16 protein-coding genes are annotated in these 24,071 nt (G+C 42.7%); 2 read left to right on the top strand and 14 right to left on the bottom strand.

What is annotated here, in order from left to right:
• Nucleotides 1-70 precede the first annotated feature (70 nt).
• The 13 genes from KOLE_RS00085 to hpt form a co-directional block, all read right to left on the bottom strand.
• Complete coding sequence (locus tag KOLE_RS00085; RefSeq protein WP_012744533.1) at nt 71-2,848, bottom strand: O-antigen ligase family protein; 2,778 nt, start codon at nt 2,846-2,848, stop codon at nt 71-73.
• Between the two features lie 26 nt (nt 2,849-2,874).
• Nucleotides 2,875-3,618, bottom strand: coding sequence for a ZIP family metal transporter (locus KOLE_RS00080; RefSeq protein ID WP_012744532.1), 744 nt, complete (start codon nt 3,616-3,618; stop codon nt 2,875-2,877).
• Nucleotides 3,615-5,840, bottom strand: a complete 2,226-nt coding sequence (locus KOLE_RS00075) for a GumC family protein (RefSeq protein WP_012744531.1) — start codon at nt 5,838-5,840, stop codon at nt 3,615-3,617. The genes KOLE_RS00080 and KOLE_RS00075 overlap by 4 nt, the downstream gene beginning before the upstream one ends.
• Nucleotides 5,841-5,873: 33 nt before the next feature.
• Complete coding sequence (locus KOLE_RS00070) at nt 5,874-6,554, bottom strand: tyrosine-protein phosphatase (protein ID WP_235599632.1); 681 nt, start codon at nt 6,552-6,554, stop codon at nt 5,874-5,876.
• 48 nt (nt 6,555-6,602) lie between these two features.
• Nucleotides 6,603-10,172 carry an SLBB domain-containing protein gene (locus tag KOLE_RS00065; protein ID WP_012744529.1) on the bottom strand — a complete coding sequence of 1,190 codons (3,570 nt, stop codon included), beginning with the start codon at nt 10,170-10,172 and terminating at the stop codon, nt 6,603-6,605.
• 124 nt (nt 10,173-10,296) lie between these two features.
• Nucleotides 10,297-13,062, bottom strand: a complete 2,766-nt coding sequence (gene ileS, locus KOLE_RS00060; RefSeq protein WP_012744528.1) for an isoleucine--tRNA ligase — start codon at nt 13,060-13,062, stop codon at nt 10,297-10,299.
• Between the two features lie 14 nt (nt 13,063-13,076).
• On the bottom strand, nt 13,077-13,436 hold the full coding sequence (locus tag KOLE_RS00055) for a response regulator (protein ID WP_012744527.1): 360 nt from the start codon (nt 13,434-13,436) through the stop codon (nt 13,077-13,079).
• Nucleotides 13,405-16,104 carry an ATP-binding protein gene (locus KOLE_RS00050; protein WP_012744526.1) on the bottom strand — a complete coding sequence of 900 codons (2,700 nt, stop codon included), beginning with the start codon at nt 16,102-16,104 and terminating at the stop codon, nt 13,405-13,407. The genes KOLE_RS00055 and KOLE_RS00050 overlap by 32 nt, the downstream gene beginning before the upstream one ends.
• 7 nt (nt 16,105-16,111) lie before the next feature.
• A complete protein-coding gene (locus KOLE_RS00045) occupies nt 16,112-16,588 on the bottom strand; it encodes a Mut7-C RNAse domain-containing protein (protein WP_012744525.1) in 477 nt (158 codons plus the stop codon).
• The gene (gene rsmD / locus KOLE_RS00040) at nt 16,585-17,148 is read right to left on the bottom strand and encodes a 16S rRNA (guanine(966)-N(2))-methyltransferase RsmD (RefSeq protein ID WP_012744524.1); all 564 of its coding nucleotides are present in this window, start codon (nt 17,146-17,148) and stop codon (nt 16,585-16,587) included. Before rsmD ends, KOLE_RS00045 begins: the two co-directional genes overlap by 4 nt.
• Complete coding sequence (recG, locus tag KOLE_RS00035; protein ID WP_012744523.1) at nt 17,148-19,511, bottom strand: ATP-dependent DNA helicase RecG; 2,364 nt, start codon at nt 19,509-19,511, stop codon at nt 17,148-17,150. The genes rsmD and recG overlap by 1 nt, the downstream gene beginning before the upstream one ends.
• Before the next feature lie 111 nt (nt 19,512-19,622).
• Entirely contained in the window at nt 19,623-19,940 is a 318-nt protein-coding gene (locus tag KOLE_RS00030) for a hypothetical protein (RefSeq protein WP_012744522.1), read from the bottom strand.
• Nucleotides 19,918-20,466: a hypoxanthine phosphoribosyltransferase gene (gene hpt, locus KOLE_RS00025; protein ID WP_012744521.1), complete on the bottom strand. Its 549-nt coding sequence runs from the start codon at nt 20,464-20,466 to the stop codon at nt 19,918-19,920. The genes KOLE_RS00030 and hpt overlap by 23 nt, the downstream gene beginning before the upstream one ends.
• 230 nt (nt 20,467-20,696) lie before the next feature.
• Between hpt and trmB the strand changes: the two genes are divergently transcribed.
• On the top strand, nt 20,697-21,641 hold the full coding sequence (gene trmB / locus KOLE_RS00020) for a tRNA (guanosine(46)-N7)-methyltransferase TrmB (protein ID WP_012744520.1): 945 nt from the start codon (nt 20,697-20,699) through the stop codon (nt 21,639-21,641).
• Nucleotides 21,638-22,612 carry an NAD(P)H-dependent glycerol-3-phosphate dehydrogenase gene (locus tag KOLE_RS00015; protein WP_012744519.1) on the top strand — a complete coding sequence of 325 codons (975 nt, stop codon included), beginning with the start codon at nt 21,638-21,640 and terminating at the stop codon, nt 22,610-22,612. Before trmB ends, KOLE_RS00015 begins: the two co-directional genes overlap by 4 nt.
• A gap of 13 nt (nt 22,613-22,625) precedes the next feature.
• Here the strand turns inward: KOLE_RS00015 and dnaA are convergent, their stop codons facing one another.
• Nucleotides 22,626-23,969, bottom strand: coding sequence for a chromosomal replication initiator protein DnaA (dnaA, locus tag KOLE_RS00010; RefSeq protein WP_012744518.1), 1,344 nt, complete (start codon nt 23,967-23,969; stop codon nt 22,626-22,628).
• Nucleotides 23,970-24,071: the final 102 nt, after the last annotated feature.

Below are 24,071 nucleotides of genomic sequence, written 5' to 3'. Positions count from 1 at the left end.
CTCCGTCTTTTGGTTATTTTAATTATATCATGGTTTATACGCCTGTATTCCTGATTTTATCAGAATTTACCTAATTAGTGCTGATTTTTTCGTAAAGTTCTATGAACTTTTCAGCTCTCTTTTTCAACTCCTCAGAACGGAATTTAGAGAGTCCTTCTTTTGTCTTCACGTAAACGCCATGATAGATTTCTGATAGTTCTCTCATGAACCTTTCGTACTCTTTCTGATGCTTTTCCTTTAGGTTCCCGGCGTACTTCAAAGCGATTCCAAGAGTATCATCCGGAATACCATAATATCCTCCTTCCCACATTCCTTCGCATGCAAAGGCATGTTTTTTGGCTATTTCAAGAATTCTATTGGAAACAGCCGTTGTATCTCCGCCTACTGATACTACCGCCGTCATGTACTCACCGTAAATTCCTTCCCAGTCACTGTAGCGGTTCCACGTACCGGGGAGAAGCGTTACGGCCAGATCGTACCAGTAGTACATCTGTGTCTTTGCATAATTTTTGAACCTCTCTATTTGCATTAAAAGATCAGCCAAATCGATGGTATCAGAATATAATTTCTCGCGCACCAAAAGGAAAGAACCATATCTTTTTAGCTCTTCGTAAACCTTTTTATAAAGGCCTCCAACGATTTTTGGGGTCTGACGCTCACTGAAGAATATCATCGATGACTCATAGTAATCTATCGAGTCGAGAACCGCCTGGATCTGCGCAAGGAAAGAAAGATATAGCTTGTCTGAAAGTTCTGCGAGTTTTTCTTTGTGTGCTTTCACAAATTCTTTGAAAGGAATGGTACGGATATTTCTCTCGGGTAACGGTATAACCCTGAGATCTCCTTTGAACTCATCTACTATGAGGGCAGCGTATGGATCCTCTCCCATCAATGTTTGAATCACTTTCTCTTTATCAGAGGAAAGGGAATAAACCCTTTCGGGTTTGATACCAAAGGCAGCAAGATACCATAGAGGTTTTCCGAAAACCGGGTAAATCCTGTAAGAACGTTCGAAGTAATCGACTGCCCTGTTGTAGTATGCACGCGTTTTACTTTGAAGAGCTTCTGCTGTCTGAAGTTCCCGCATTAGATTCGCTCTGATGGCGTCAAATTCCTTTTTTCTTTCTGATTCTATTGCTTTCAAGAACTCTACCTGAGAGAGTCCGCCGAATTTACTTCTGAGCTCTTTTTCTCTGGCAGCATAGTAATTTCCGACATTCTTAAGGTAAGCAAATTCACCGCGGTAATTTTCCAGATCTTTCAGTTTGTTCTTTATAACAACCGGGTTTCTCTTGATAGCCTCTCTTGCGTATGCATAATAATATTGCTGGGCGACCTGCCCTTTGCGGAAAAAGCCTTCACCGAGATAAGCAGTGGTCTTTAAGAAAATAATGGTTCCACTGAGTATTACAAAGGGTATCGCCAGAGCAGTTCTTGAGATCTGCAGTTCTTTTAGGTCATCATTGAAGTATGTTCCCATAGTAATGGACATTATGAAAACCCCGGCCATCAGGTTGGGCTGCATATGGAGTGGAAATTCAAACATCGTATGCATGGCTAATGAGAATATCGCCGCGCCAAATGCTCCGTACATGAGAATATCCGTTTTGTTTTTTAGCCTTAACATAGTTCGGAAGTAACGTGACACCATGAAGATCAAAAAGAGCACTACCATGGAAAAACCGAGAATCCCTGTTTCGCTGAGAGCTTGAACATAATCGTTGTGGGTTCTCTTGAAGTTATTCCATACAACTGTATAATCTGGATGTTCCTGAATAACGTAAGGTGAATAGAGAAGATGATAAAGCTGGAACGTCCCAATTCCCGTTCCAAAAATGATCCTTGAAGGATGTGAAGGATCTATCCACTGGTAGATGGAATTAAACCACGCGGAAAATCTCTCTTTCCACGATTTGGAAGAAGTTAATACGTATTCGAGTCTCCGGGTTATATTCAACTTACCCTTACCGGTTAGAGGAGAAGGAGTGAGGTATAGAATTGAGAGAACTATTGCAAGAACCAGTGCCGCAACAATGAAAATTCGTGATAGTTTTACAAGCGCTGGATCTTCTTCATGCTGGAATTTCCTTGATAAAAGCAGATAAACAATGATGAACAACAGGTTTCCCAACAATATTCCCGTCATGACCGTTCGCGTTTCGGCAACGAATACCGCAGCGATCATAGGAGCGAGGAAGAGCAGCATGGAACTCTTCAATAGGATTATCCCCATACGAGATTTCACAACTTTTTTCAGCGGGTATGGATTTACAAGGAAGTAGATGATCATTGGAATGGTAAGCCCCATATAATCGGAAACAAAATTCGGATTTCCTATAGTTGAACGTGCCGAAGCTCTCTGGAATGGGGCCCCCACCTTTCCGAGAAAGAGATCGAAACCAGCATAATAGTTAAGGAGCGCGTCAATCGCAACAACAAAAGCACCGATGATGAAGAAAAACATGGCAAATTCTATTTTTAATCTTGTATCGAATTCTTTTGAGATGTAGAAAGATGTTAGAACGACAAAGAGTGCGAACAAAGCAACATCGAGAGAGTAGCGGAAGTACTGGGGGTTCTCAGCACTGACAGAGATAAGGGATAGAATAGCTGTGATACCAAATCCCAGAGCAGCCAGATGAACGTAAGAGTATTTAATTGTGATTTTTTTATTGCTAAAAAGCGCGGACAGAATAATAATCGTGAAACCTATTACATAAAGAAGATGTTTGCCTGTTGAAGGTTCGTGGGTGAAGTTCTTAACAACGAAAAGTGGTATCACCACACTCATCATATAATAGATAAAAAGTTGAGCTTTGAAAGTGCTGTTGTAAGCTTTATTTTCCACAAAAATCACCTCTGACATCTACAAAATCAACCGAGCAAATTATCCAGAAGAGTCATTATGATAAACCCGATGAGAAGAGAATATGTTGAGATCCTTTGATATCCCCCACTGTGGGTTTCCGGGATTATCTCATCTCCGATCACATACAGCATCGCTCCACCGGCAAAAGCCATAGCATACGGCAACAGAGGTTGAGATATCGTTATAAGGAATGCACCAAGAGCGCCACCGATAATTTCGACGGCACCGGTTAGAAAGGTCACCCAGAAAGAGCGCCTGACACTGTACCCGGCGCCGATGAGGCTGCCGGCAACTGCGGCTCCTTCAGGAATATTTTGAATACCTATCGCCATTGCGATAGCGAATGCGTCCTTCGTAAAGCCTCCAACACCAACCGCCATGCCTTCTGGAAAGTTGTGCAGCGTTATTGCAATGACAAACAACCAGATCTTGGAGAGTTTTGATTTTGTCATTGGGCCTTCGTAACCTTTAATGAAGTGTTCGTGCGGTGAGAATTTATCCATTAAATCGACGAAGATTGCTCCAAGAATAAATCCAACAACAAAGCGAAACGGTCCTCCGATCTGTATCGAAGGAACAACAAGGCTGAAAGCTGTCGCGGCCAGCATTATGCCGGCGGCAAGTCCAAGCAACATATCGAGAGAACGCCTATCCACCCCCTTCTTCCAGAAAAGAAAGGGAATTGCACCTATCGAGGTAGCCATTCCAGCAATCAAACTATAAACAATTCCTTTGATTGCCGGGGTCATTCACCGGTCCTCCTGGATTTTTTTCGTCTGATTTTCTTTTTTGTTCCATCCTGAGTATAGTAATAATGGTAGTAGTAATAGTAATAAGAAGATGTCTTTTCATCAACACCGTTTACCAGGAGCCCGAGCACATTGATATTGACAGTGCGAAGATTCTGAACAGCGATTCTCAGACCATCCCTTGGAGTGGTCCCGGGTTTCACCACGAGCAGAACCCCATCAAACTTATTGCCAACCATAGAAACATCTGAAGTAACCATAGCGGGCGGCATATCAATAACAATTGTATCGTAGCGCTTTTTCAATTCTTCGAATATTTCTGTTAGTTTCTTCGAAGAAAGAATAACCGTTGGATTTGGCGGAATTGACCCTACCGGCAAAACGTCAAATACCCCTTCATAGTTCAAAATCGCTTCATTCAGTGTGATTTTTCCAAGAACTACATCTACTATTCCCTTTGTCTTCCTTCCGTTCAATTTGAGGATCTTTTCAACTCTTGGACGCCTCATATCCAGATCTACCAGTATTACCTTTGTATCGTTGCTGGCCATTGAATACGCAAGATTAGCGGCGATAAAGCTTTTCCCTTCTGAAGGGCTTACCGAAGTGATAGCAAAGGATTTTTTATCACCCAGAATGAAAGAGATGTTGCTTGCGGCCATCTTTATGGCTTCGGATTCAGGCGAGATCGGTGAAGCTTTTACATGAAGCTCATCCTTCAAATCCTGAATCTGAGGAATACGGCCGAGAATCTGAACCCCTGAATAACGTTCGATTTCTTCTTCAGTCTTCAGGGTTTTGTCAGCATACTCCACCAAGAAAACAGCGAGCATTCCAAGGAAAATACCGAGAACACCGCCGATAGCCAGCGAAAGCTTCTTGTTGGGTTTGACCGGATAACGCGGTACCCTTGCGGGATCGATTATTGCGGCATTGCCAACTACCGCCGCTTCACTGATTCTCGCTTCTTCAAGCCTCTCCAGTAATAAGGTGTAAAGGTTTTCTTTAACAGCTATCTGCCTTTGTAGTTCTAGAAGTTGCTGCTCTATGGTTGGTAATTTTGACAGTTCCTTCTCATATTCTTTTCTCAATCTGTCAACTGCTTTTAGGCGAGCTTCAAGTATCTGAATAGTCGACTCTGCGCTTATTACACCTGTTAAAGCGGTCTCATACGCCGGGTTCAACGTTTGGGTCTCGCCGGTTCTTATGAATTCCTCGGTTTCCTTTTTGATAAGATTTTCTGTTTCCGCTATCTGGGTAAGCTTAGCTCTAACCCGCGGATCCGTTTCCGGATATTGCTGACGGAGAGCAGCTAGCTCCACCTGCAATTCAACGAGCTTACTCTTGAGCTGCTGAATAATTGGATTTCTACTAAGGGTTTCAGAGGTCTTGAGCCATTTGTCTCTGAAAGTTTTATCTTCAGAACTATCAAACTGCTTCAACAACTCTTCGTAAGACTTCTTCTGTGCTATTTTTTCTTCCATGCTAATCTGAAGATTGTTGTATTGCTGATCGTATGTGGTTATCATTTGCAGCAACCATCGGGCCTGTTCTTCAAGGACATATATACCTGTTTTTTCTTTGAATGCCTTTAATTCGTTTGTTGATTTCTTGAGATCTTCTTCCAGAACAGGAATCTGAGATTCTATAAACTGCTTCTTCATGGTTATATCCCGCTTCGAAAGCTCTGCAAGTTTTTCGTTGTAGACCTCTGCTAACGTGTTGGCTATATCTTTTGCAAGAACCGGATCTGGATGTTGAACAGCAACTTTAACAATTCGGGTATCCTTTACCGGGGAAACGGTAATCATCTCTGAAAGGGTGTACGTAAGCGATTGTACCAGGTCATCCTCGGTATATCCTTCTGAAAGAAGCCTTTCTTTGACTTCAGGTTCGTACATTTTATCTACTAAACCGAGCCGTCGGATAACCTCTTCAAAATTCGTCCTGCTTTTTATAAGCTCAACCTCTGTCGAAATATCTTTTGAGCTGTAGCTTCCCGTAACCTGATTCATGAATATATCGCTGACCGACGATTTTGAGGTGGGCTCGACCTTTATGTTAACGCTGGCTTCATAGATTGGTGTCGCCAGGACAAGGTAGATACCCGTTGCGACAACGACTCCAATTACAATAGCCATAAAGAACCAGAATCTCTTTTTGAACATCCTCAAAATATCTTCAAGGGTTAGTTCTCTGTATTCATTATCGAGCTCGTTCACAAAAGCACCCCCATAACACTGAATGATTATTTTTTATAATAATTCTCCATTTCTTAGATCTTTATATAGCTGAGTGGAAAAATCTATGAGCTGCCGGGAATCATTTCTTCTATGCTTATCGCTTCCTGTGAAATCTACAAAGGTTATCTCTAACAGATTCCTGATGTGTTTCGGAGTTTTTCCGGTTTTTGGTGAAAGAATATCCCAGTTAACCTGAAAAAGGACCCCTTGCTGGCGAAGTCTGTCAAAGAATTCCTTTTTCGGCTGCTTGCACCGAAACAACTGTGATAGCAAACCAGAACACTTGTAAAAGTATCCGTACCTTTCCACATGTGCCAGAATCAATACATAACCTTTTCGTTGGAGTCTGTCTATCTCCTCCCATAGGTAAAGTGGTGGAATGTCCGTGGGGAGTTCAATGAGTAAGAAATTTGTGTCCCCAAGCGGAATTAACTCCCTGTTGCTCACCCCGGGAACCAGATAGATTTCTGAACCCGGGAGAATTTCGACCTCATTTGATACTATTTCTTTGAATTGCGAAAAGGCTTTTTTTATTTTTGAGATATCCGTTGGTACCTTTGGCGAGTAAAGGTGCGGTGTCAGGTAAATTCTTTCAACACCGAGATCTTTCATTTCATTTATTAGCTCGAGAGCTTCTTCTACATCACGCGCCCCATCATCCACACCGGGCAAAAGGTGGCAGTGCATCTCCACGTTGACCAAATAGGACACTCCTATCATTTCGTTTAATTACAATTATTTCTATGGTGCTGCGATCAACTTTCCAGTATATATGATCGTAAGCAGAGAAGAAATCACTCCCATTACCTCTTTTATGTCAACCATGTACGAACTCGGAACGTATATCACGTCACCGGGCTCGACCTTTGGAACCTCCGGTATTTTCGGTACTTCATTGCTCTTTTTACTATCCACAGCATATTTGTCAAGATCTACGTACTGAACCTCCGGGTTCTCGGAGATGCCGTTTTTAAACAGCAACACCCTTGAAAGCTCGGCTGTATTTTTTGGCCCACCAGCGCTGAGAATCGCTTCCAGTACGTTCATATCCGGTGTGTATTCAATAACCCCGGGTCTTTCAACCTCACCGAAAACATAGACACGGAGATAGCTTAAAGGCACATAGATTATTGTACCTGCTTCGAGAACTCTACCCGAAACCTCTGAAAGTTTCTCCGGAGTCAAAAGGATTTTTTCTGATTCTCCATCGGTGATTAACCATATTTCAGCGCTTGAAGGGTTGTTTACTCCTCCAGCGTATGCCAGAACCTTTCCCAGGGTGATTTCGCCACCGATCAGTGAAATATCTATGAGCCCTGGCTTTTGTACATCTCCGATGATCCCGATATAGCGTTCAGCAAGTTTTGTGATAACGATGTCTGCTGATTCTTCCAGTGTAAATGAGCCCTGAGTAATAAGTTTAGAAACGTCGAAAGATTCTATTTTGCCGCTTCTGTAGATAATGTGAATTTCGTCGGCTTCATCTAGTGCTCCTCCAGCCCGTGATATAAGGGTCAAGAGTGTTGGAGGTTCGTTGCTGCTGTAGTCAAAACTTCCCGGACTTTTCACTGCGCCTATAACCGAAAATCGAAGAACATCGACAGGTTTTACGTAGACAATGGAACCATCTTCCAATTCCTTTGCGGATTCTACGAATTCATTGTAACTTACAGGTTTGCCATCTTTTGATAGAATGCGTATTTCCCGGACTTTGCTGAGATCCGGAATTCCACCAGCTCTGGCGATAATGTCTGCGGGTGTGGTGCGTTCATTTCTTGTGAAAACGTATGTTCCAGGATCTCTAACCGCTCCTATAATGGTTATTCTTTTAATTTTCTCAGGAACGACAATTATGCTGCCTGCTACAAGCTTGAGATCCTTTCCTTTTTCAGTTTCCTCTATGTCGAACTTTTTGATCTTTCCATCCGGTTCGATTATTTTCACAAAATTATCCGCGCTTTCCAGAAGCCCACCGGATTTGGCTATCGCTCTGGATAGTGTGAAGGGTTCAAACTTATCGAAATCCACCCTTCCGGGCTTCATAACCTTTCCTGAAATGTAAACGTATCTACCGCGATCTTCAGGAACGTAAATTGTTACTCCGCTCTCGAGGGGGACATCCTGATTCTCAATCAGTGAAAGCCAGATGTACGTCTGGTCATCGTGGGCTATTTTTATTTCCTGAGCTGCGGTTTCTTTGAGCCCTCCGGCTTTTGAAATCGCCAGAAGGAGCGTTGGGGTTTCCCAGGGATCAAATTCAACGACCCCGGGCCTGTTTACCTCTCCAAGAACATTAACTGTGACTGGCACGTATCTTGAAATGTAAACAGTGGCCCCTGACTTTAACTGTGGATCAGCTTCTGAACCATTGAGTATCTCTTTAAGGTTATAAATTCTGGATTCTCCATTGGGATAGGTAACACGAATATTCCTGGGATCACCGGTGTCCAAAACACCGCCTGCCATGGAGATAGCAGCGGAAAGGGTGTGGGTATCCCCGGGATTGATGGCAAAAACACCGGGACTGCGGACCTCTCCAAGGATATAAATCTTTACCCTTGTATCCGGGTAAATGATAACCGTTCCGGAAGAAAGCGGAACGTCTTTGTTGCGCAGGTCCGTTAGCTTAACCTCAGTTTTTTCACCGTCTCCAGTCAGTAAAATGAGTTTTTCTTCAGACTCGAAGTCCAACAGGTTGTATTTTGACAGTAAGCTGCGTAAACTCATCTTTTCTTCTCTGCTGAAATCAACCTTTCCACCAACAGAAGGGGAAATTAGGTACACGAAGCGTTCTGGAAGCTTTTCTACATAAACTATGCTTCCGGATTCGATCTCTGTCTGTGATTCAAGAGATTCGTTCAGGTCAAAAATTGTTTTCTTATTGTCCTTTATTAACTGGATTTCAGAAGCATTTTCGGTTAGCCCTCCGGCTTTGCTTATCACGGTATTCAAAGTAGCCTTTTCGTAGCTTTCTATAACTACCGGGCCTGGATGTTTTACCTCTCCTAAAACGTAGACGGTGTTGCGAATGAGGGGGAGAACCACGAGAGTTCCGGGCTTTAATGGATAATCTTTATTCTGAAGATCTTTCATGGATACCTTCAAACCCTTTTCGTCGCGTGGTTGTAGAATGGAGATCGTGATATCTCTATCGGGATAATAGATACCCGCTTTAACGAGAACGTTTCTCAGGGTCAGGTTTTCATAGATAGAAAAATCTACACGTTCGCTCATCTCCGGCGAAACTATATAGGTGTATTTTTCGTCGGACCGTGAGATAACAACCGTATCTCCTGGTTCCAGTTCTATGTCTTCCGAAGAGCCGGAAAGCAGTTTATCCAATTCGACCGAGAATTGGCGTTTCGTATCTTTTCCTATTATCAAAACCTTATCTCCGGCGAGTTGGGTGATTCCTCCTGTTTCACCGATCACCTCTAAAAGTGTGATTCCCTTTTTATAAGGGACCGTTCCCGGTATCCTAACCTCACCGAGAACCCTCACTGCTTTTCCTGAGGAATCTTCAATTATAACTGTGGCTCCAGGTTTCAATATGGGATCGGCTGATTTTCCGGAAAAGATCTTTGTGAGGTTGTATTCTTTTCTCTGCACAGAATTACCTATTCTGTTCAACACTGAGATGTTTTCTATGTCAGCTTTATCTGTTACCCCACCGACCTGTGCTATCACTTCCGTGAGCGTTATACCGTCATAGTACTTGATCACTCCGGGGTTTTTGAACTCTCCTACCGCTTTTATCCAGCTGGATATACCGCTTGGGATAAATAAGGAGTCTCCAGGATATAGAACAAAATCAGCGTTTTTTCCTTCTGAAAGTAGTTCAGATAGATCAATAGAAATCTTCTCGCCGTTTTTTTTGATAACAAAACTCTTTGAAAGATCAGCGGTTTCTTTAGGGCCTCCAACACTGGCTAGCAGCTCTGAAATGGTGACGGAACTTTGGGATAGTGAAACTCTTCCGGGACGATTTACCTCACCCAGAACATTGTAGTCGTAGGGGGCATATTTCACTATGGAAATGGTAACCTGTGGTTTAGTAATCAGGATATCTCTGAATCTACTGCTCAACACTTTTTCAACTTCCTCGAGGATTTTACCGGAAACCCGAACACTCCCGATAGGAGGAACAGAAATGAATCCATCCGGTCCAACAACAACCTCACTGGAGAGTTCTTCGTGGCCGTAAACGGTGATACTTAAAATATCACCCTCGCGAATAAGATATCCCCCAAAAACCAGGTTAAAACTCACCAATAACGCGACCAATAAAAAAAGACTTCCCTTTTTTAACATAAGGGTTCACCCCCAGCAAATATCTATTTCTTTAAAATTTGGCTCCTTTTTAACTATCGGTTCTGAGCGTGTTTTCAATTTTTATGGATGGGCGATTCTTCCAGGTACTATAACGTTATAAGCCTCAAAGTTCGTAATCAGAACCGTACTTTCTTAAAACAGCGACACAACGCGGACACATATCCGGAAGTTCCGGGTCAGCACCGGTTTCAATAGAATATTTCCAGCAACGCTGACACTTCTCTCCTTCAGCTCTGTCAACCTTTACTACAGCATATTCGCCATTGAATCCTTCCACAGACTCAGCAAATTCTACCTGAGATACTATGAATAGGTCGGCTATAAATTCTCTGCTGTATTGTCTAACTATCTCATCAATATCTTTGGACCGGATTTGAAGTGTTACTTTGGCGTCCAGGGAATTTCCGATTAGCTTCTCAGCCCTTGCAATTTCAAGAGCTTTCAACACATCTTCACGCAGATTTATGAGCTTTTCCCATCGTTCTTCGAGACTGCTATCGATATACTCCTCTTTATATTCTGGCCAGTTCTCCACCTGAATGGTTTTATAGTTTCGCGCCGCCTCAGGCAAATGAGCATAGACCTCTTCAGAGGTGAAGGTTAAGATCGGAGCCAGCATCTTGTTAAGGGCAACCAGAATCTCAAAAAGGACTGTTTGTGCGGAACGCCTTTCAGGTGAGGTTTTCCCCTCGACGTACAGCCTATCCTTTATTATGTCCAGGTAGAATGCACTCATATCCGTTATTATGAACTTCAATATACTCTGAAATACTTTGTAGAACTCGTATCGATCGTAGTACCTGGTTACATCCCTGATGAGTTTGTGCAGCTTCATTATCGCCCATTTATCGAGTTCGAGAAGCTCTTCGTAGGGTACGCTATCTTGAGGAGAATAATCACTCAGGTTACCCAGCAAGTATCTCAGGGTGTTCCTGATCTTTTTATAGTTTTCGATCTGTTGCTGGATTATGTTCATAGAGATTCTTATGTCTTCCTGGTAATTGGAGCTAGCAACCCACAGTCTGAGTATTTCAGCACCATACTTGTTGTTTATTTCCTGCGGATCAACAGCATTACCCAGAGATTTAGACATTTTTCGGCCCTGTTCGTCGTTTATGAATCCATGAGTTATAACGCTTTTGAAAGGCGCGACTCCTTCGGTGCCGACTGACAGTAACAATGAAGACTGGAACCAGCCCCTGTGCTGGTCACTACCTTCTATATAAACGTCTGCCGGGAAGCGAAGCTCGTCCATGACCTTGACAACTGCTTCAAATGAAGAGCCGGAATCAACCCAGACATCGAGTATATCTTCCTGCTTTTTGAGGTTTTTGGAACCACATTTTGGACATGTGTATCCTTCCGGTAAGAGATCGCTTTCACTCCACTCAAACCAAACATCCGTTCCTTTTTCCTCTACAATACCGGCAAAATGATCGATAACTTTGCCATCAAGAATCGATTCACCACAATCTTGACAACGGAAAGCAGGAATGGGGATCCCCCAGGATCTCTGTCTGGATATACACCAATCCGGCCTGTCCTGAACCATAGCGGTTATTCTGTTTTGCCCCCAAGAGGGATGCCATTCAGTCTTTTCGATCTCTGAGAGCGCTTTCTGCCTTAAGTCATTTTTATCAACGTCTATGAACCACTGTTCGGTTGCCCTGAAGATGACCGGATTTTTACATCTCCAGCAGTGCGGGTAAGAATGTTCAATCTTTCCTTCACCGACAAGGTGGCCGGATTTTCTCAGATCTTCTACGATGATAGGATTTGCGTCAAATACAAAGAGTCCAGCATATTTTCCAGCCTCTTTGGTGAAAATCCCCTGATCATTCACAGGTGAGATAACGGGAAGTCTGTATCTCAAACCGGTGCCATAATCTTCTTCACCATGTCCTGGGGCAGTGTGTACACAACCTGTTCCAGCGTCGAGCGCAACATAGTCAGCCATTACAATTACTGAATCCCTATTCATGAAAGGATGCTGAGCTACTTCACCTTCAAACTCCGAACCTTTCTTTGTTGAGATAATCTCGTAGCTTTCGATACCCATTGCTTTCATAGCTTGTTCTAAAAGCCCTTCAGCAAGAATCCAGATTTCATCCTTTACTTTTACTTCGCAGTAATCGAAATTGGGATTCAATGCGATGGCCACATTAGCGGGAAGGGTCCACGGCGTCGTGGTCCAGATCACAAAGAATCTATTGGGTTTGTTCTTATCCTGGAACTTTACGTAAATCGAGTAAGATTTATGATCGTGATACTCGACCTCCGCTTCTGCAAGAGCGGTCTCACAGCTTGTACACCAGTAAATGGGCTTCAATGTGCGGTAAACGTTGCCGCTCTTCACAAGTTTTGAGAGAACCTTCAATACACTCGCCTCGTATTTTGGATCAAATGTTAAGTAAGGATTTTCCCAATCTCCCCGCACACCAAGGCGTTTGAACTGTTCACGCTGTATCTTGACATATTTTTCCGCGTATTTCCTGCACTTTTTTCTGATGGTGCTCTTGCTCAATTCTTTTGCTTTTTCCCCGAGTTCGGAAGCGACGCGGTGCTCAATGGGAAGGCCGTGGGTATCCCAGCCAGGAATGTAAGGGGCATTGTACCCTTGCATGGTTTTGTACTTTATGATGAAATCCTTTAAGATCTTATTTAAAGCGGTTCCGACATGAATGTTTCCATTAGCATAGGGCGGTCCATCGTGAAGAACAAAAAGTGGCGCACCTTCTCTGTTTTTTTGAACGTACTTGTAAAGATCCATTTCTTCCCATTTTTTCAGTTGTTCAGGTTCCTTCCTGACAAGATTGGCACGCATAGAAAAAGATGTTTTGGGAAGATTCAGAGTGTCCTTATAATCCATGATGCACCTCCGTATCAATCAAGCAATTTTTTTATCGTTTCTTTGAATTCACGCAAATCCGTGGATTTTACCACATAGGCGTCTGCAGCCCATGAGGCCATATCCTGTTTGTAATGTGTGTAGGCGGTGAGCAACACAATTTTAAGGTCAGGTTTTTTATTTCTAAGCATGCCTGCTAATTCAAGGCCGCTGATTCCTGGCATCTCGATGTCTATGGTAACGAGGGAAATATCCGGATGTTTCTCGAAAAGGTCCAGGGCTTCTTCTGCGGAAGCAGCGGTTATGACGTGAAATCCTTCTTCACCAAGCTCTTCAGTCAACAAAAAACGCATGTTCTCTTCATCATCTACGATCATTATTTTTTTCGTCTCCATTCGCATACCTCCTTGAGGGCAATGATACCACGAAGATAGTACCGTTAGAATCACTCTGAGCTGTTATGTTTCCACCATGTTCTTCGACTATTCGTTTACATATAGACAATCCAAGACCTGTTCCAAAGGTCTTCGTTGTGAAGAAAGGTTCAAAAACCCTTCTCAATATCTCCGGAGGAATTTCTTTGCCCTTATTCCACACAGAGATTCTCACATTTTCCTGAGCGAATTCGACTTCTATTTTTACAATACCATTATCTTCTGACGCCTCAATGGCGTTCTGTACTAGGTTTATTATAACCTGTTTCATTCTATTTTTGTTCCCAACAAATACGGTTTCTTCATCTCCTTCGACTATCAGGGAAATTCCTTTCTTTTTCGCTAAATCTTTGAAACCGTTCGCTATCTCCTGACATAGCTCAAGAGCATTTACAGATTCGATGTTCTCTTTCTTCTTAGCTCTCCTCGAGTAATCCAGGACATCGTTTACGATGGTTTCCAATCTTTCGAGTTCTCGATTGAGAATTTCGACGTACTGCTGGATCTTTTCTCTATCGCGTGTACGAGCGATCCTTCTGGTGAAACCACTTATAATCGTTATTGGATTTCTTATCTCATGAGCGACTTTCGCGGACATCTCTCCCAGCGCCGCCATTTTTTCTCTGAAACGTAATTCTTTCTCGAGATTGAATCTTTCGGTAACATCGTCAAGGGAAAGGATGATTCCGATTATCTCTTCACTTCTTTTGTTGACCAGCGGAGTTATTCGAATATCAAAAATCCTGTCGTTGAAATCTTCCAACCTATGATCGGAGAGGGTAACGGTTTCCCCAACCTTAAGAACCTCAGCGATAAGAGAATGAAGCTCAGACAATTGATCACACACGGTTTTCAAGGGAACGCCAAGGCATTTTTCCCTCGACAGGCCAAAGAGCTCTTCAGCTCTTCGATTCATTTCCGTTATCTTTCCGTCTCTATCGCAAACGATGATAGAAGATTCAAGGGACTGCAGGATATTAGAGACAAAATTCCGGTAGTAATCTGAAAGATTTCTTTCTCTTTCAAGGGAACGTGTCATTTCAAGCAGGCGTTCATAGTTATTACTCAGCTCCAGTGCAAGTCCACAGCTATCCGCCAAAAGACCAAGAATCTCGAGATCCGAAGATAGTATAGGCCTGCCACTCAAACTGTTATCCACGACAAGCATTCCCTGGACACTTTGTTCACCAGCGATGGGAATCAAAACAAAGTCGTCGCTGTCTATGATGGTTCTTAACTGAAAGAGTTCTTCGTAGCGATGTTTCCACATTTCAGGAGTAATATGCAATGCCTTGCGCCTCAGGACGACCCTTTCTAAAAGTAGATTCCCGCTATAGGATATACGTCTTGTATCTGAAAAGTTAGAAAAATAAGGGAGTTCGTAGTTAGATGCTTCGAGCAAATACTGAGAAAAATTTCCATAAATGCCGCTCAAAGGAATATCTCTGGAAAGTTCATATTCAATCTCACGGGTTATTGTATATCGGGGAATTATGAAAGGACTGGTTTGATCCTTTTCAAGAAAGATCGCTCTATCGAAATTAAGTCCAGCTGAACTGGTTATCCCGAGCAGAACTATCTTTATTATCCTGTCTTTTTTCAGGGGTCTCCGTATCGATTGTGCGATTTTGTGTACAGCGCTCATTTTTAGAAGCTGGTTCCTCTGAAGGTCTATCAGATCCTCGTTTATCTTTTTCAGTTTGTTGAGCTCTTCAACCTCTTTTTCAAGGGTTTCCATCAATCTAATCCGACTGATCGCGACGGTCAGTCTGTTAGAAATATCCTGCACCATTTCCAGGTCCTCTTCGTCAAGGTAGCGGTGAGGTCTAAATTCCGCTTCTTCACTTTCCCTGTCGGTGATGATAATAAGGCCTTCGATCTTATCTTCGACATCCAGCGGTACGAGAATGAAGGAACGTACCTCAAAATCCTCAGGGAAAATACTCAAATACTCACCGGCGGTTTTAGGTGATATAAAAACCTTTCCTTCACCGAGTTTCAAAAGCAGATCTTCGGAGAATTTAAAAGACCAGTTCTCAAACTCCTTCTCGCAAACATCGCAGGAAGCTGAATCTATAGCAAAGACTTCTCCGAATTTTCTGCAATAGAAGCCATATCTCGCTTTGACCATTTTTCTCGTGATACCAATAGTTTTGTGGAGTAATTCCGATTCGTTGTAAGTGGACTCAAAAACATCCGTTAGCTCTTTTACCAGTTCCAATCTCCTTGTGGCTTCGGCTCCGGAACTAACAGCAGACAAAAGAAATATCATATCTGTTATCTTCGAAACGGCTTCTAAAAAGGCATCGGTCAGCTGAAAGTTTGTATCCCATACAGCTACAGCACCTATCAATTCGTCCTTTATTAGAGGAACAAATATCCCTTCTTTAGATTCAAACCGATCGCCTTTCCGCAGTTTAACCTGTTTGGAGATGGCTTTCTTTGTATTCAAAAGTTCCTGAACCTCAGGAAAATCCATAACATAATAATCTCGACCGGGATTGAACTCCTTCAATCTTTTCTTGTATTTTTCGAAAACGAAGACGCTGAAATCGCTGGAACAGACTTCATCAAGTTTGCGGATTAGATTTTGCAATTTTGCAAGATACTCCCTCAACCGTGAGGACATATCTCCGTCAATCCTTTCGAGTTAGGTTTATAACGCTCTGAAGGCTTTTTATGATCTTTTCTAGATGTGTACCTTTCCAGTATATCCTTCCACAACCGGGACAGCGCATGAATTTGTCGTTAGTGTAGAGCACAAAATCCGGGACCAATCCGGAAACAGAAGCGGCATCCGCTTCTTCGAGCTCAGCATTACACTCCGAACACCGATAAAAGAGATGGAAATTGTCTTCTGTCAATCTGAATCTTTGAATTACTGACCGCAACTGTGAATTCCAGTGATTCGATTTCAAAAGATAGCTGTCGATTCCTGCTTTTAACGCCCTGGAATGTAAACTTCTATCCCTGGTAAGAAGAATACGTTCTTCTTCATGAAGGAGTTCCAGAATGCTTTTTTCTTCAATATTGTTGAAATAAAGGGTATCAAAACCCAGTAAACGCAGTTTCTTTGCCAGCTTTCCAAGCATCCGATCCGCGAAAAACTTCATTTTACCACCTTCAAAAAGCTGAGAAAAACGTTTCCGTATTCTCTTGTATCGTAAAGGCAAGAAGCATCGCCGGAATATTTTTTCACAAGCTCACGTTCTTTCTTAGAACTTTCGATGACAAGGCAGGCATTCTCTGAGAAGATACCTGCGTTTCTTTCGAGAACCTCCAAAAGTTCGGGAATATAATTCTCGCCAAATGGGGGATCAGCAAAAATGAAGTCGAAGCGTTCTCCGCTTTTTTCGAGTTTTGGTATTGCTCTTCTGAAGTCGGCGCAAAGAATTCTGAGTTTTTCCTGGCACCCAAGTTTTAGGGCATTTTTTTTGATGGTGTTACAGGATACACGCGAACTATCGATGCAAACAGCGTTCGTAGCGCTTCTGCTGAGCGCTTCAAATGCAATTATTCCACTACCAGAAAAAAGGTCCAGAACCCTCAGTCCTTCAACATCAATGATGTCGAAGAGCGCTTTTCTCGCAAATTGGGGAGTATATCTTGTTATCAGCCTGGGCGTTACTTCAACCTTTCTTCCTTTCCAGTTCCCTCCGGTTATTGTCAGCATCAGCCTACCTCGATGAGAGATATATTTTCACCAAATCGTTCCTTTATTTCTTCTATTATTCTATTATGTTTTTCAAGATTCGGATCCCTTTTCAGCAATTCCATGGCATCGTTACGCGCCATAATTAGGAGTTCACTGTCTTTAACAATATCAGCCACCAGAAAGTCCGGAAGGCCATGTTGTCTCGTCCCCATAAACTCCCCGGGGCCTCTGAGGCTCAGATCTATCTCAGCGAGCTTAAATCCGTTTTGTGTACCCGCAAATTTTCTCAACCTGTCGAGAGCTTCTCCGGAGATGTTGCTATTAAGAACGAGCATACAGTAAGATTTCAAAGAACTGCGACCAACCCTTCCTCTCAACTGATGGAGCTGCGCCAGTCCAAATCTTTCGGGATGTTCTATTACCATAACGGTGGCTGTAGGGATGTCTATCCCGACCTCAACAACAGAGGTCGACACGAGAATCATTGCCTCTTTGTTTTTGAAGCGGTGCATGATCCTGTTTTTCTCTTCATCGCTCATCCTGCCATGAAGCAGTTCAACCCCGATATCCGGGAACACTTCCTTTTGCAATCTCTCGGCCTCATCTGTCGCTGCTTTCAGATCCATTTGCTCGGATTCTTCTATTAAAGGATAGATAAAGAAGGCCTGATGACCGTGATTTACTTCATCGCGAATGAAGGCATAGAGTTCCGGTAAGCGTTTTTCGCTTATCAGCATCGTCCTGATGGGGGCTCTCCCTGGGGGCATTTCAGTAATGGTGGAGATATCGAGATCGCCATATGCGGTCAATGCCAGGGTTCGCGGGATTGGAGTTGCGGTCATAACGAGTGTGTCGACAAGTGCTCCTTTGTTCATGAGAGCTTCACGTTGCTTTACTCCAAACCTGTGTTGTTCATCAATTATAACGAGCCCCAGGTCTTTAAACTTCACATTCTCCTGGATCAGGGCGTGTGTTCCAACAACAACATCAACCTCTCCTATTGCTATTCGTTTCTTTATTTCTTCCTGCTGCGATTTTTTTTGAGAACCGACAAGCAGTTCGACTTTTATACCAAGCGGTTCTAAATCCTTCACCAATTTTTGATGCTGCTGGGTTGCAAGGACGGTAGTTGGAACCATCATCGCACTCTGGTAGCCTGCCTCAAAATTATCAATAATAGCCAGCTCAGCAACAACCGTTTTTCCTGAACCAACGTCGCCCTGAAGTAATCGATTCATAGGCGTGGGAGCTTTCATATCCTCCCTTATCTCTTCAAAGGCCCTCATCTGGTCGCCTGTAAGGACAAAGTTGAGACTGTCGATGAATCTTTCGGCAAGTTTTCCGGATATGCTCTTGCTGATTCCACCTTTCGTGGTTTTCAACTTTTCCCGGTTGTAAAGAACAGCAACCTCAAAAAGAAACAGCTCTTCATATGCCAGGCGCCTTCTGGATTCTTTCAACTCATATAGGCTCTTTGGAAAATGCACGGTGTACATGGCATGATGTCTTGGCAGCAGATTTCTCTCTTTGATAACTTCGGCAGGAATAAACTCTTTCAGCAAGCGTACGTTGGTGATATTTTTTCGCACGATTTTCCGCATTACCTTTTGGGAGATCCCGGCGGAAAGGCTGTAAAGCGGGAGAATCTCCCGGGGAACACGCCCGGTTATCTCCTCTATCTCAGGAGAATTCATTTCGTAGGGGCCAAAGGGTGTTTTTTTGGGGATGCCTGTAATGAGGTACTCCCTTTCTTTTATAAGTCTGTCCGTTATGTATTCCTGGTTGAACCACTTCAGAATGATCTGTCCAAATCCATCGGAAACAACAGCAGAAATAATCACGTATTCCTTTACCTTTTTAACGCTAAAGTTCTGAAGTTTCGCTCTGATAGTTACCTTGCGGTCAGCCACAATGGAAGACAGTGGAACGATTCTTCGACGGTCTTCATAATCTCTCGGTAACCACCAGAGCAGGTCCTTAACTGTTTCTATACCAAGCTTTTTCAGAATCTTCGCGCGCCTTTCTCCAACACCTTTTGCATATTTTATGTCAAAGTTCAGCGAAGAAACCTTCACGGGTATAGCGGAAGTGCTTTCATCAAAGGATGTTAGAAGAAATTTACCCCTGAGTTTGTTGATCATGGTGAAACCATTTTTTACACGAAGGTGTTGCCGTTCATTCGGAAGTGATGCCAGTGGAAGATAATAAGAGACAAACTTTCCGATGTAGTCTTTTAATCCCTCATTTGCAGATAACTCCTCTGGTTCAAGGAGTTCTGCTCCCCGCTTGATTTCCTGGATTAACTCAATTGTATCAACCTTTCCGCTTAAAAACTTTTCTAAAAGTTTCTCGCAACGATCCAGATAATCTTCTAACAGCATTGAGTATTCTCCCTGCAAATTTTTTTAAGGGTCATGGCGTGTTGTGATTTGACTTTCGAAGAGGATTTGTGGTTCAACTAATAATGCGGTTTACGGGTGAAATGGAATCTATCAGGGATATTCTCTCAATATTTCTACAGTATCATCCCATTGGATTTCCACCCACCATTCCCCATCTTTAAAGTATGATTTCAGTTCGTATTCATTGAGTGTAAGGTTAAGGGGTGTTTGATAGGTCTTTGAAAAATCAAGCAGCTCTTTAGCGGATTCCAGTGTAATCCTCTTAATCGCTATATCGACAAATCCCTGTCTCAGGCGAACTATTTCGCTGCCGATTCTAAGTATCCCTGCGGATACCACGGCCACAAGAGCAAAAATCAAAATAACCGTGATGAAAATCGTTGAATTACCCTTCTTCGTTTTCCTCATCGGGAATATAACCAACATATGGTAAATTTCGGTAAATTTCATTGTAATCGAGGCCATAACCTATAACGAAAACATCACCGATCTTTTCACCTACGAAATCGAGATTAACCCCATGTTTATGGACGGTTTTTTCAAACAAAGATACCAATTTTACGTCTTTGGGTTTCTGTTTCCAGATGTAGTTGATGATGTATCGCAAGGTATTGCCTGTATCTAGTATATCTTCTACAACCAGCACATAGCGATTTGTTAAAGATTCGTCCACCCAGGTTTTCACTCTGATCTTCCCGGTGGTATGCATGCCAGAATAGCTTGAAACATGGACAAAATTGTATCTTACTTTCAGGTCGAGCCTTTTCAACAGATCACTGTAAAAATGAACTGAGCCCTTTAAGACACAAATAGCCGTGATCTCATCAGTCAGGGGCTTGTAATAGTTGTTTATATCCTCAGCCACTTTCTTAACGATTCTATCGAGATCTTCCTCAGAGAAAAGGATTCTTATTCTGGAGGGGCTAAGCTCCATATTCTCACCTCCGGTTTTTATGTCTATTATTATATCACCAATGTACTTTATGGTCTCCAAGGCAGTGTAAAATGACTTTTATGGCTTCCTCTCACGAAGAATGGAGGGTAACTTCGTCTAAGGAACCGGGAGTGGTTAATTAAGCGAACAGCAACCGCGATTTTGTGATTTATGATATATTTGTTCTGCAATAGGCAGATAAACAAAGAGTTTTTCGGAGGTAATTTTATATGTGTCAGGATTTTACAAAGTTCTATGTTGAACCGCGTTTGATGAATCTTCCAATGGATCTTGATGCTCTTTTTACCAGATCTGCACCATTATTTCTAGAGGTGGGTTTTGGAAATGGAGAATTTCTGATAGAAAACGCGCTGAATAGACAGGGTCACAACTTCCTGGGTATAGAACTTTCTGTTATTTCAATGGTCAAAATAATGAAACGATTGTCAAGGGAAAACATCGAGAATGTGAAAGTGATGATGGTTGACGCCAAATTCGGAGTCAGGGAACTCTTTCCTGATGAAAGTGTCGATGGTTTATATATGAATTTCCCGTGCCCCTGGCCGCGTGAAAGGCATTCTGGTAAACGCCTGAACACGGTTGATTTTCTTCTCAGTGTGGCAGCGGTTCTTAAAAAAGGTGGTATGGTTCAGCTGTACACTGATTCCCTGGAATTTGCGGAGGTTTTTGCTGAAAATCTCGGTCAAACCTCATGTTTCATAAAGATAGAATTGATAAAGAATCCTCCGCAGGTAAATACCCGTTATGAACGAAAGTGGAAGCGTGAAGGACGAGAGATCTACAAGGTCACCGCTGAAAAGTTGAAAACACCCATGTTGAGACGAATAGCGGGAGGTGATGAAATGCCCCATACATGGATAAAGGAACTCAAACCAGAAAATTTAAAGAAAATTCTAAATTCTCCGATTAAGAAAGATATAGGTGTCTTCGTATATAAGAGTATGCTAAAAGATCTGGATGACGATCGTTATCTTGTAGAAACGATAGCAATCGATGGTGATTTTCAGCAGCATTTCTATGTAGAAATCCACAAACGAAACAAGGGCTGGTTGGTCAAATTGGACAGTCACGGACTTCCCTTCCGAACTCCGGCAGTGAAAAAGGCTGTTTATGAACTTGGAAAGATTCTTGAAAAGAGGAGGGGAGCACTATGAGAATAAGTGTAATAGGTGCTGGAAGCTGGGGAAGCACTATGGCAAAAGTACTTGCGGATAGCGGACATGACGTTATGCTATGGGTCAGGGAACCGGATCTGCTTGAACTTTTGAGAGAGGAAAGACGTTCTTATTTTGTGAAATCGCTGCACCTTCCAAGCAATGTGGCATTAACCGGCAAACTCAACGAAGCGTTAGAATACGCCGATGTAATCTTTAATGCTGTTCCGGTACAGTATATCTCAACTGTTTTTGGTGAACGGAATCTTGCAAATAAAAGTATCGTAAATCTCTCCAAGGGTCTCGAGATGAGTACTCACAGAAGACCATCTCAGATCTTTGAGTCTTTCGGAGCCAAAACAGTTTCAACTCTTTCCGGGCCGAGTTACGCTGAAGAAGTAGCGAGAGAAATACCGACGAGTGTTGTTGTAGCAGCGAAAGACATTGAATTTGCCCGTTTTGTGAGGGATCTGTATAATGTTAAGTATTTCAGGGTTTACAGCAACGATGATCTGATTGGCGTTGAGATCGCCGGTGGAATAAAGAATGTCATTGCGATAGCGGCCGGTATTATTGACGGTCTCGGAGGCTGGAACAACTCAAAAGCCGCGTTAATAACGCGAGCAACGGTCGAAATGGCCAGGCTGGGAGTAGCCCTGGGCGGAAAACCTGAAACCGTTGCAGGACTCGCCGGCGTTGGGGATCTTATTGTGACATGTACGGGAGTATACAGCCGAAACCGAAAAGTTGGCGAAGAACTAGCTAAAAAAAGAAAAATCGATGAAATACTCTCTTCAATGAAAATGGTAGCAGAAGGAGTTGCTACCTGCAGAGCGATCTACCATCTTTCCAGAAAACTAAACATCGAACTTCCGATAGTCGAACAGGTTTATGCTGTTCTTTACGAAGAAAAGGAACCGAAGAAAGCGATAGAAGAGCTGATGACGAGAAAGAAAAAGGATGAACGATGATGGAACTGTGTTTCTATCCTGCAGCCGAGCTTGTAGCCATCGTGTTTAAAATTTTGGCCAGCTTTTCCTTTACCACTGTGTTGCCTTTGATGACACTCATCTCAATTTTTTTGATGGAATGAATCACTGTTGAATGGCGCTTGCCTGTTATTTTAGAGATTTCTTTTATGCTCTTCCCATGATGGCGCTTTAGAATGTACATCAAAAGCTGCCTTGAGAGTACAATGTTTTGCTTTCTACTGGTTCCTTTAATCTCTTCGGGGCTTACTCCCATAACCGCTTCGATAGTACTCATGATAAGGTCTTCTTCTTTCATCCTTTTTATCGAAACGGTTGTTTTGTTAAAAGCAGCAAGTATCTGATTAGTCAAAGCAGCCCCGATCCTTTCTTTGTTTATGCTGCTCTGAACAATCAACTTTATGATGACGCCCCTCAGAATTCTAAGGTTTCCGTCCACACTATCCGCAAGAAGCTGCGCTACATCATCCGGCAAAGACACGGATTCCCTTTCGGCAAACTTCTTCGCAATCTTAAAACGGGTGTCTTTTTCTGGCGGGCAGATTTCCATTACCATTCCCATTTGGAACCGCGAAACAAGGCGGTCATGGAATCCGTTGAGTTCCTCAGGGTTTCTGTCAGAACATATCACTATTTGCTTTCCTGCGTCGTAGAGCTCATTGAAGGTGTGGAATAATTCTTTCTGAACGCCGTTTTTCCCGATAAGAAACTGGATGTCATCGATCAATAAAACATCGGCTTTTTTTCTGTAATGCTCCCTGAAGTCTCTTACAGAACCGTATTTTATGGAATCTATCATATCATTCATGAATTGCTCGCTGGTTATGTAAAGTACTCTCATTTCGGGATGGAGTTCCATGATCTTGTGAGCTATAGCCTGCAGGAGGTGTGTCTTTCCGAGTCCTACCATACCATAGACGAAAAAGGGATTGTATCTCCCCGGGTTCCTGGATATCTCCAGTGAAACCTCATACAGCACCCTGTTTTCAGGACCAACCACGAAATTTTCAAAGGTGTAGTTAGCGTTAAGATTAGATATTAAAAGGGGTTTCTTCTTAACCAGCGGTCCTTTGTAACTTTCATTGCTTTTGTTAAAGGCTTCAGGTTCTGTCGTTTCATAAACGATCTCATAATCAAGATTTTTTCCATAAGCTTCCTTAATGGCTTTCGAAATAACGCTTCCATACTTGGATTGAAGCCAATCTTTTATGAAAAGGTTACCGACGCTGAAAATGATCTTGTCGTCAGTTACCTTTTTTACCTGAAAGGTTGTGAACCAGTTGTCCCAGGTTTTCCTGGCAAGCCTTTTCTTAAGGATGCTTATTATTCGATTTGACACATTTACCTCCAGTGGAAAGAAAATATCGTCTGGAAGCGAAACAATACCCCAAACAATAAATGAAAATCGATCCAACGAGGCTGAGTAACCCCAGAACTAAAA

Origin of the sequence: Kosmotoga olearia TBF 19.5.1 (assembly GCF_000023325.1) — a bacterium.
Classification (GTDB): domain Bacteria; phylum Thermotogota; class Thermotogae; order Petrotogales; family Kosmotogaceae; genus Kosmotoga; species Kosmotoga olearia.
Note: the sequence above shows the minus strand (reverse complement) of the source record. Positions and strands in the feature narration are given on the sequence as shown.

Coding starts and splice junctions, on each gene's coding strand:
- KOLE_RS00080 (WP_012744532.1), bottom strand. CDS start 3,618: ATGACCCCGGCAATCAAAGGAATTGTTTATAGTTTGATTGCTGGAATG.
- KOLE_RS00065 (WP_012744529.1), bottom strand. CDS start 10,172: ATGTTAAAAAAGGGAAGTCTTTTTTTATTGGTCGCGTTATTGGTGAGT.
- ileS (WP_012744528.1), bottom strand. CDS start 13,062: ATGGATTATAAGGACACTCTGAATCTTCCCAAAACATCTTTTTCTATG.
- KOLE_RS00055 (WP_012744527.1), bottom strand. CDS start 13,436: ATGGAGACGAAAAAAATAATGATCGTAGATGATGAAGAGAACATGCGT.
- KOLE_RS00050 (WP_012744526.1), bottom strand. CDS start 16,104: ATGTCCTCACGGTTGAGGGAGTATCTTGCAAAATTGCAAAATCTAATC.
- KOLE_RS00045 (WP_012744525.1), bottom strand. CDS start 16,588: ATGAAGTTTTTCGCGGATCGGATGCTTGGAAAGCTGGCAAAGAAACTG.
- rsmD (WP_012744524.1), bottom strand. CDS start 17,148: ATGCTGACAATAACCGGAGGGAACTGGAAAGGAAGAAAGGTTGAAGTA.
- recG (WP_012744523.1), bottom strand. CDS start 19,511: ATGCTGTTAGAAGATTATCTGGATCGTTGCGAGAAACTTTTAGAAAAG.
- KOLE_RS00030 (WP_012744522.1), bottom strand. CDS start 19,940: ATGAGGAAAACGAAGAAGGGTAATTCAACGATTTTCATCACGGTTATT.
- hpt (WP_012744521.1), bottom strand. CDS start 20,466: ATGGAGCTTAGCCCCTCCAGAATAAGAATCCTTTTCTCTGAGGAAGAT.
- trmB (WP_012744520.1), top strand. CDS start 20,697: ATGTGTCAGGATTTTACAAAGTTCTATGTTGAACCGCGTTTGATGAAT.
- KOLE_RS00015 (WP_012744519.1), top strand. CDS start 21,638: ATGAGAATAAGTGTAATAGGTGCTGGAAGCTGGGGAAGCACTATGGCA.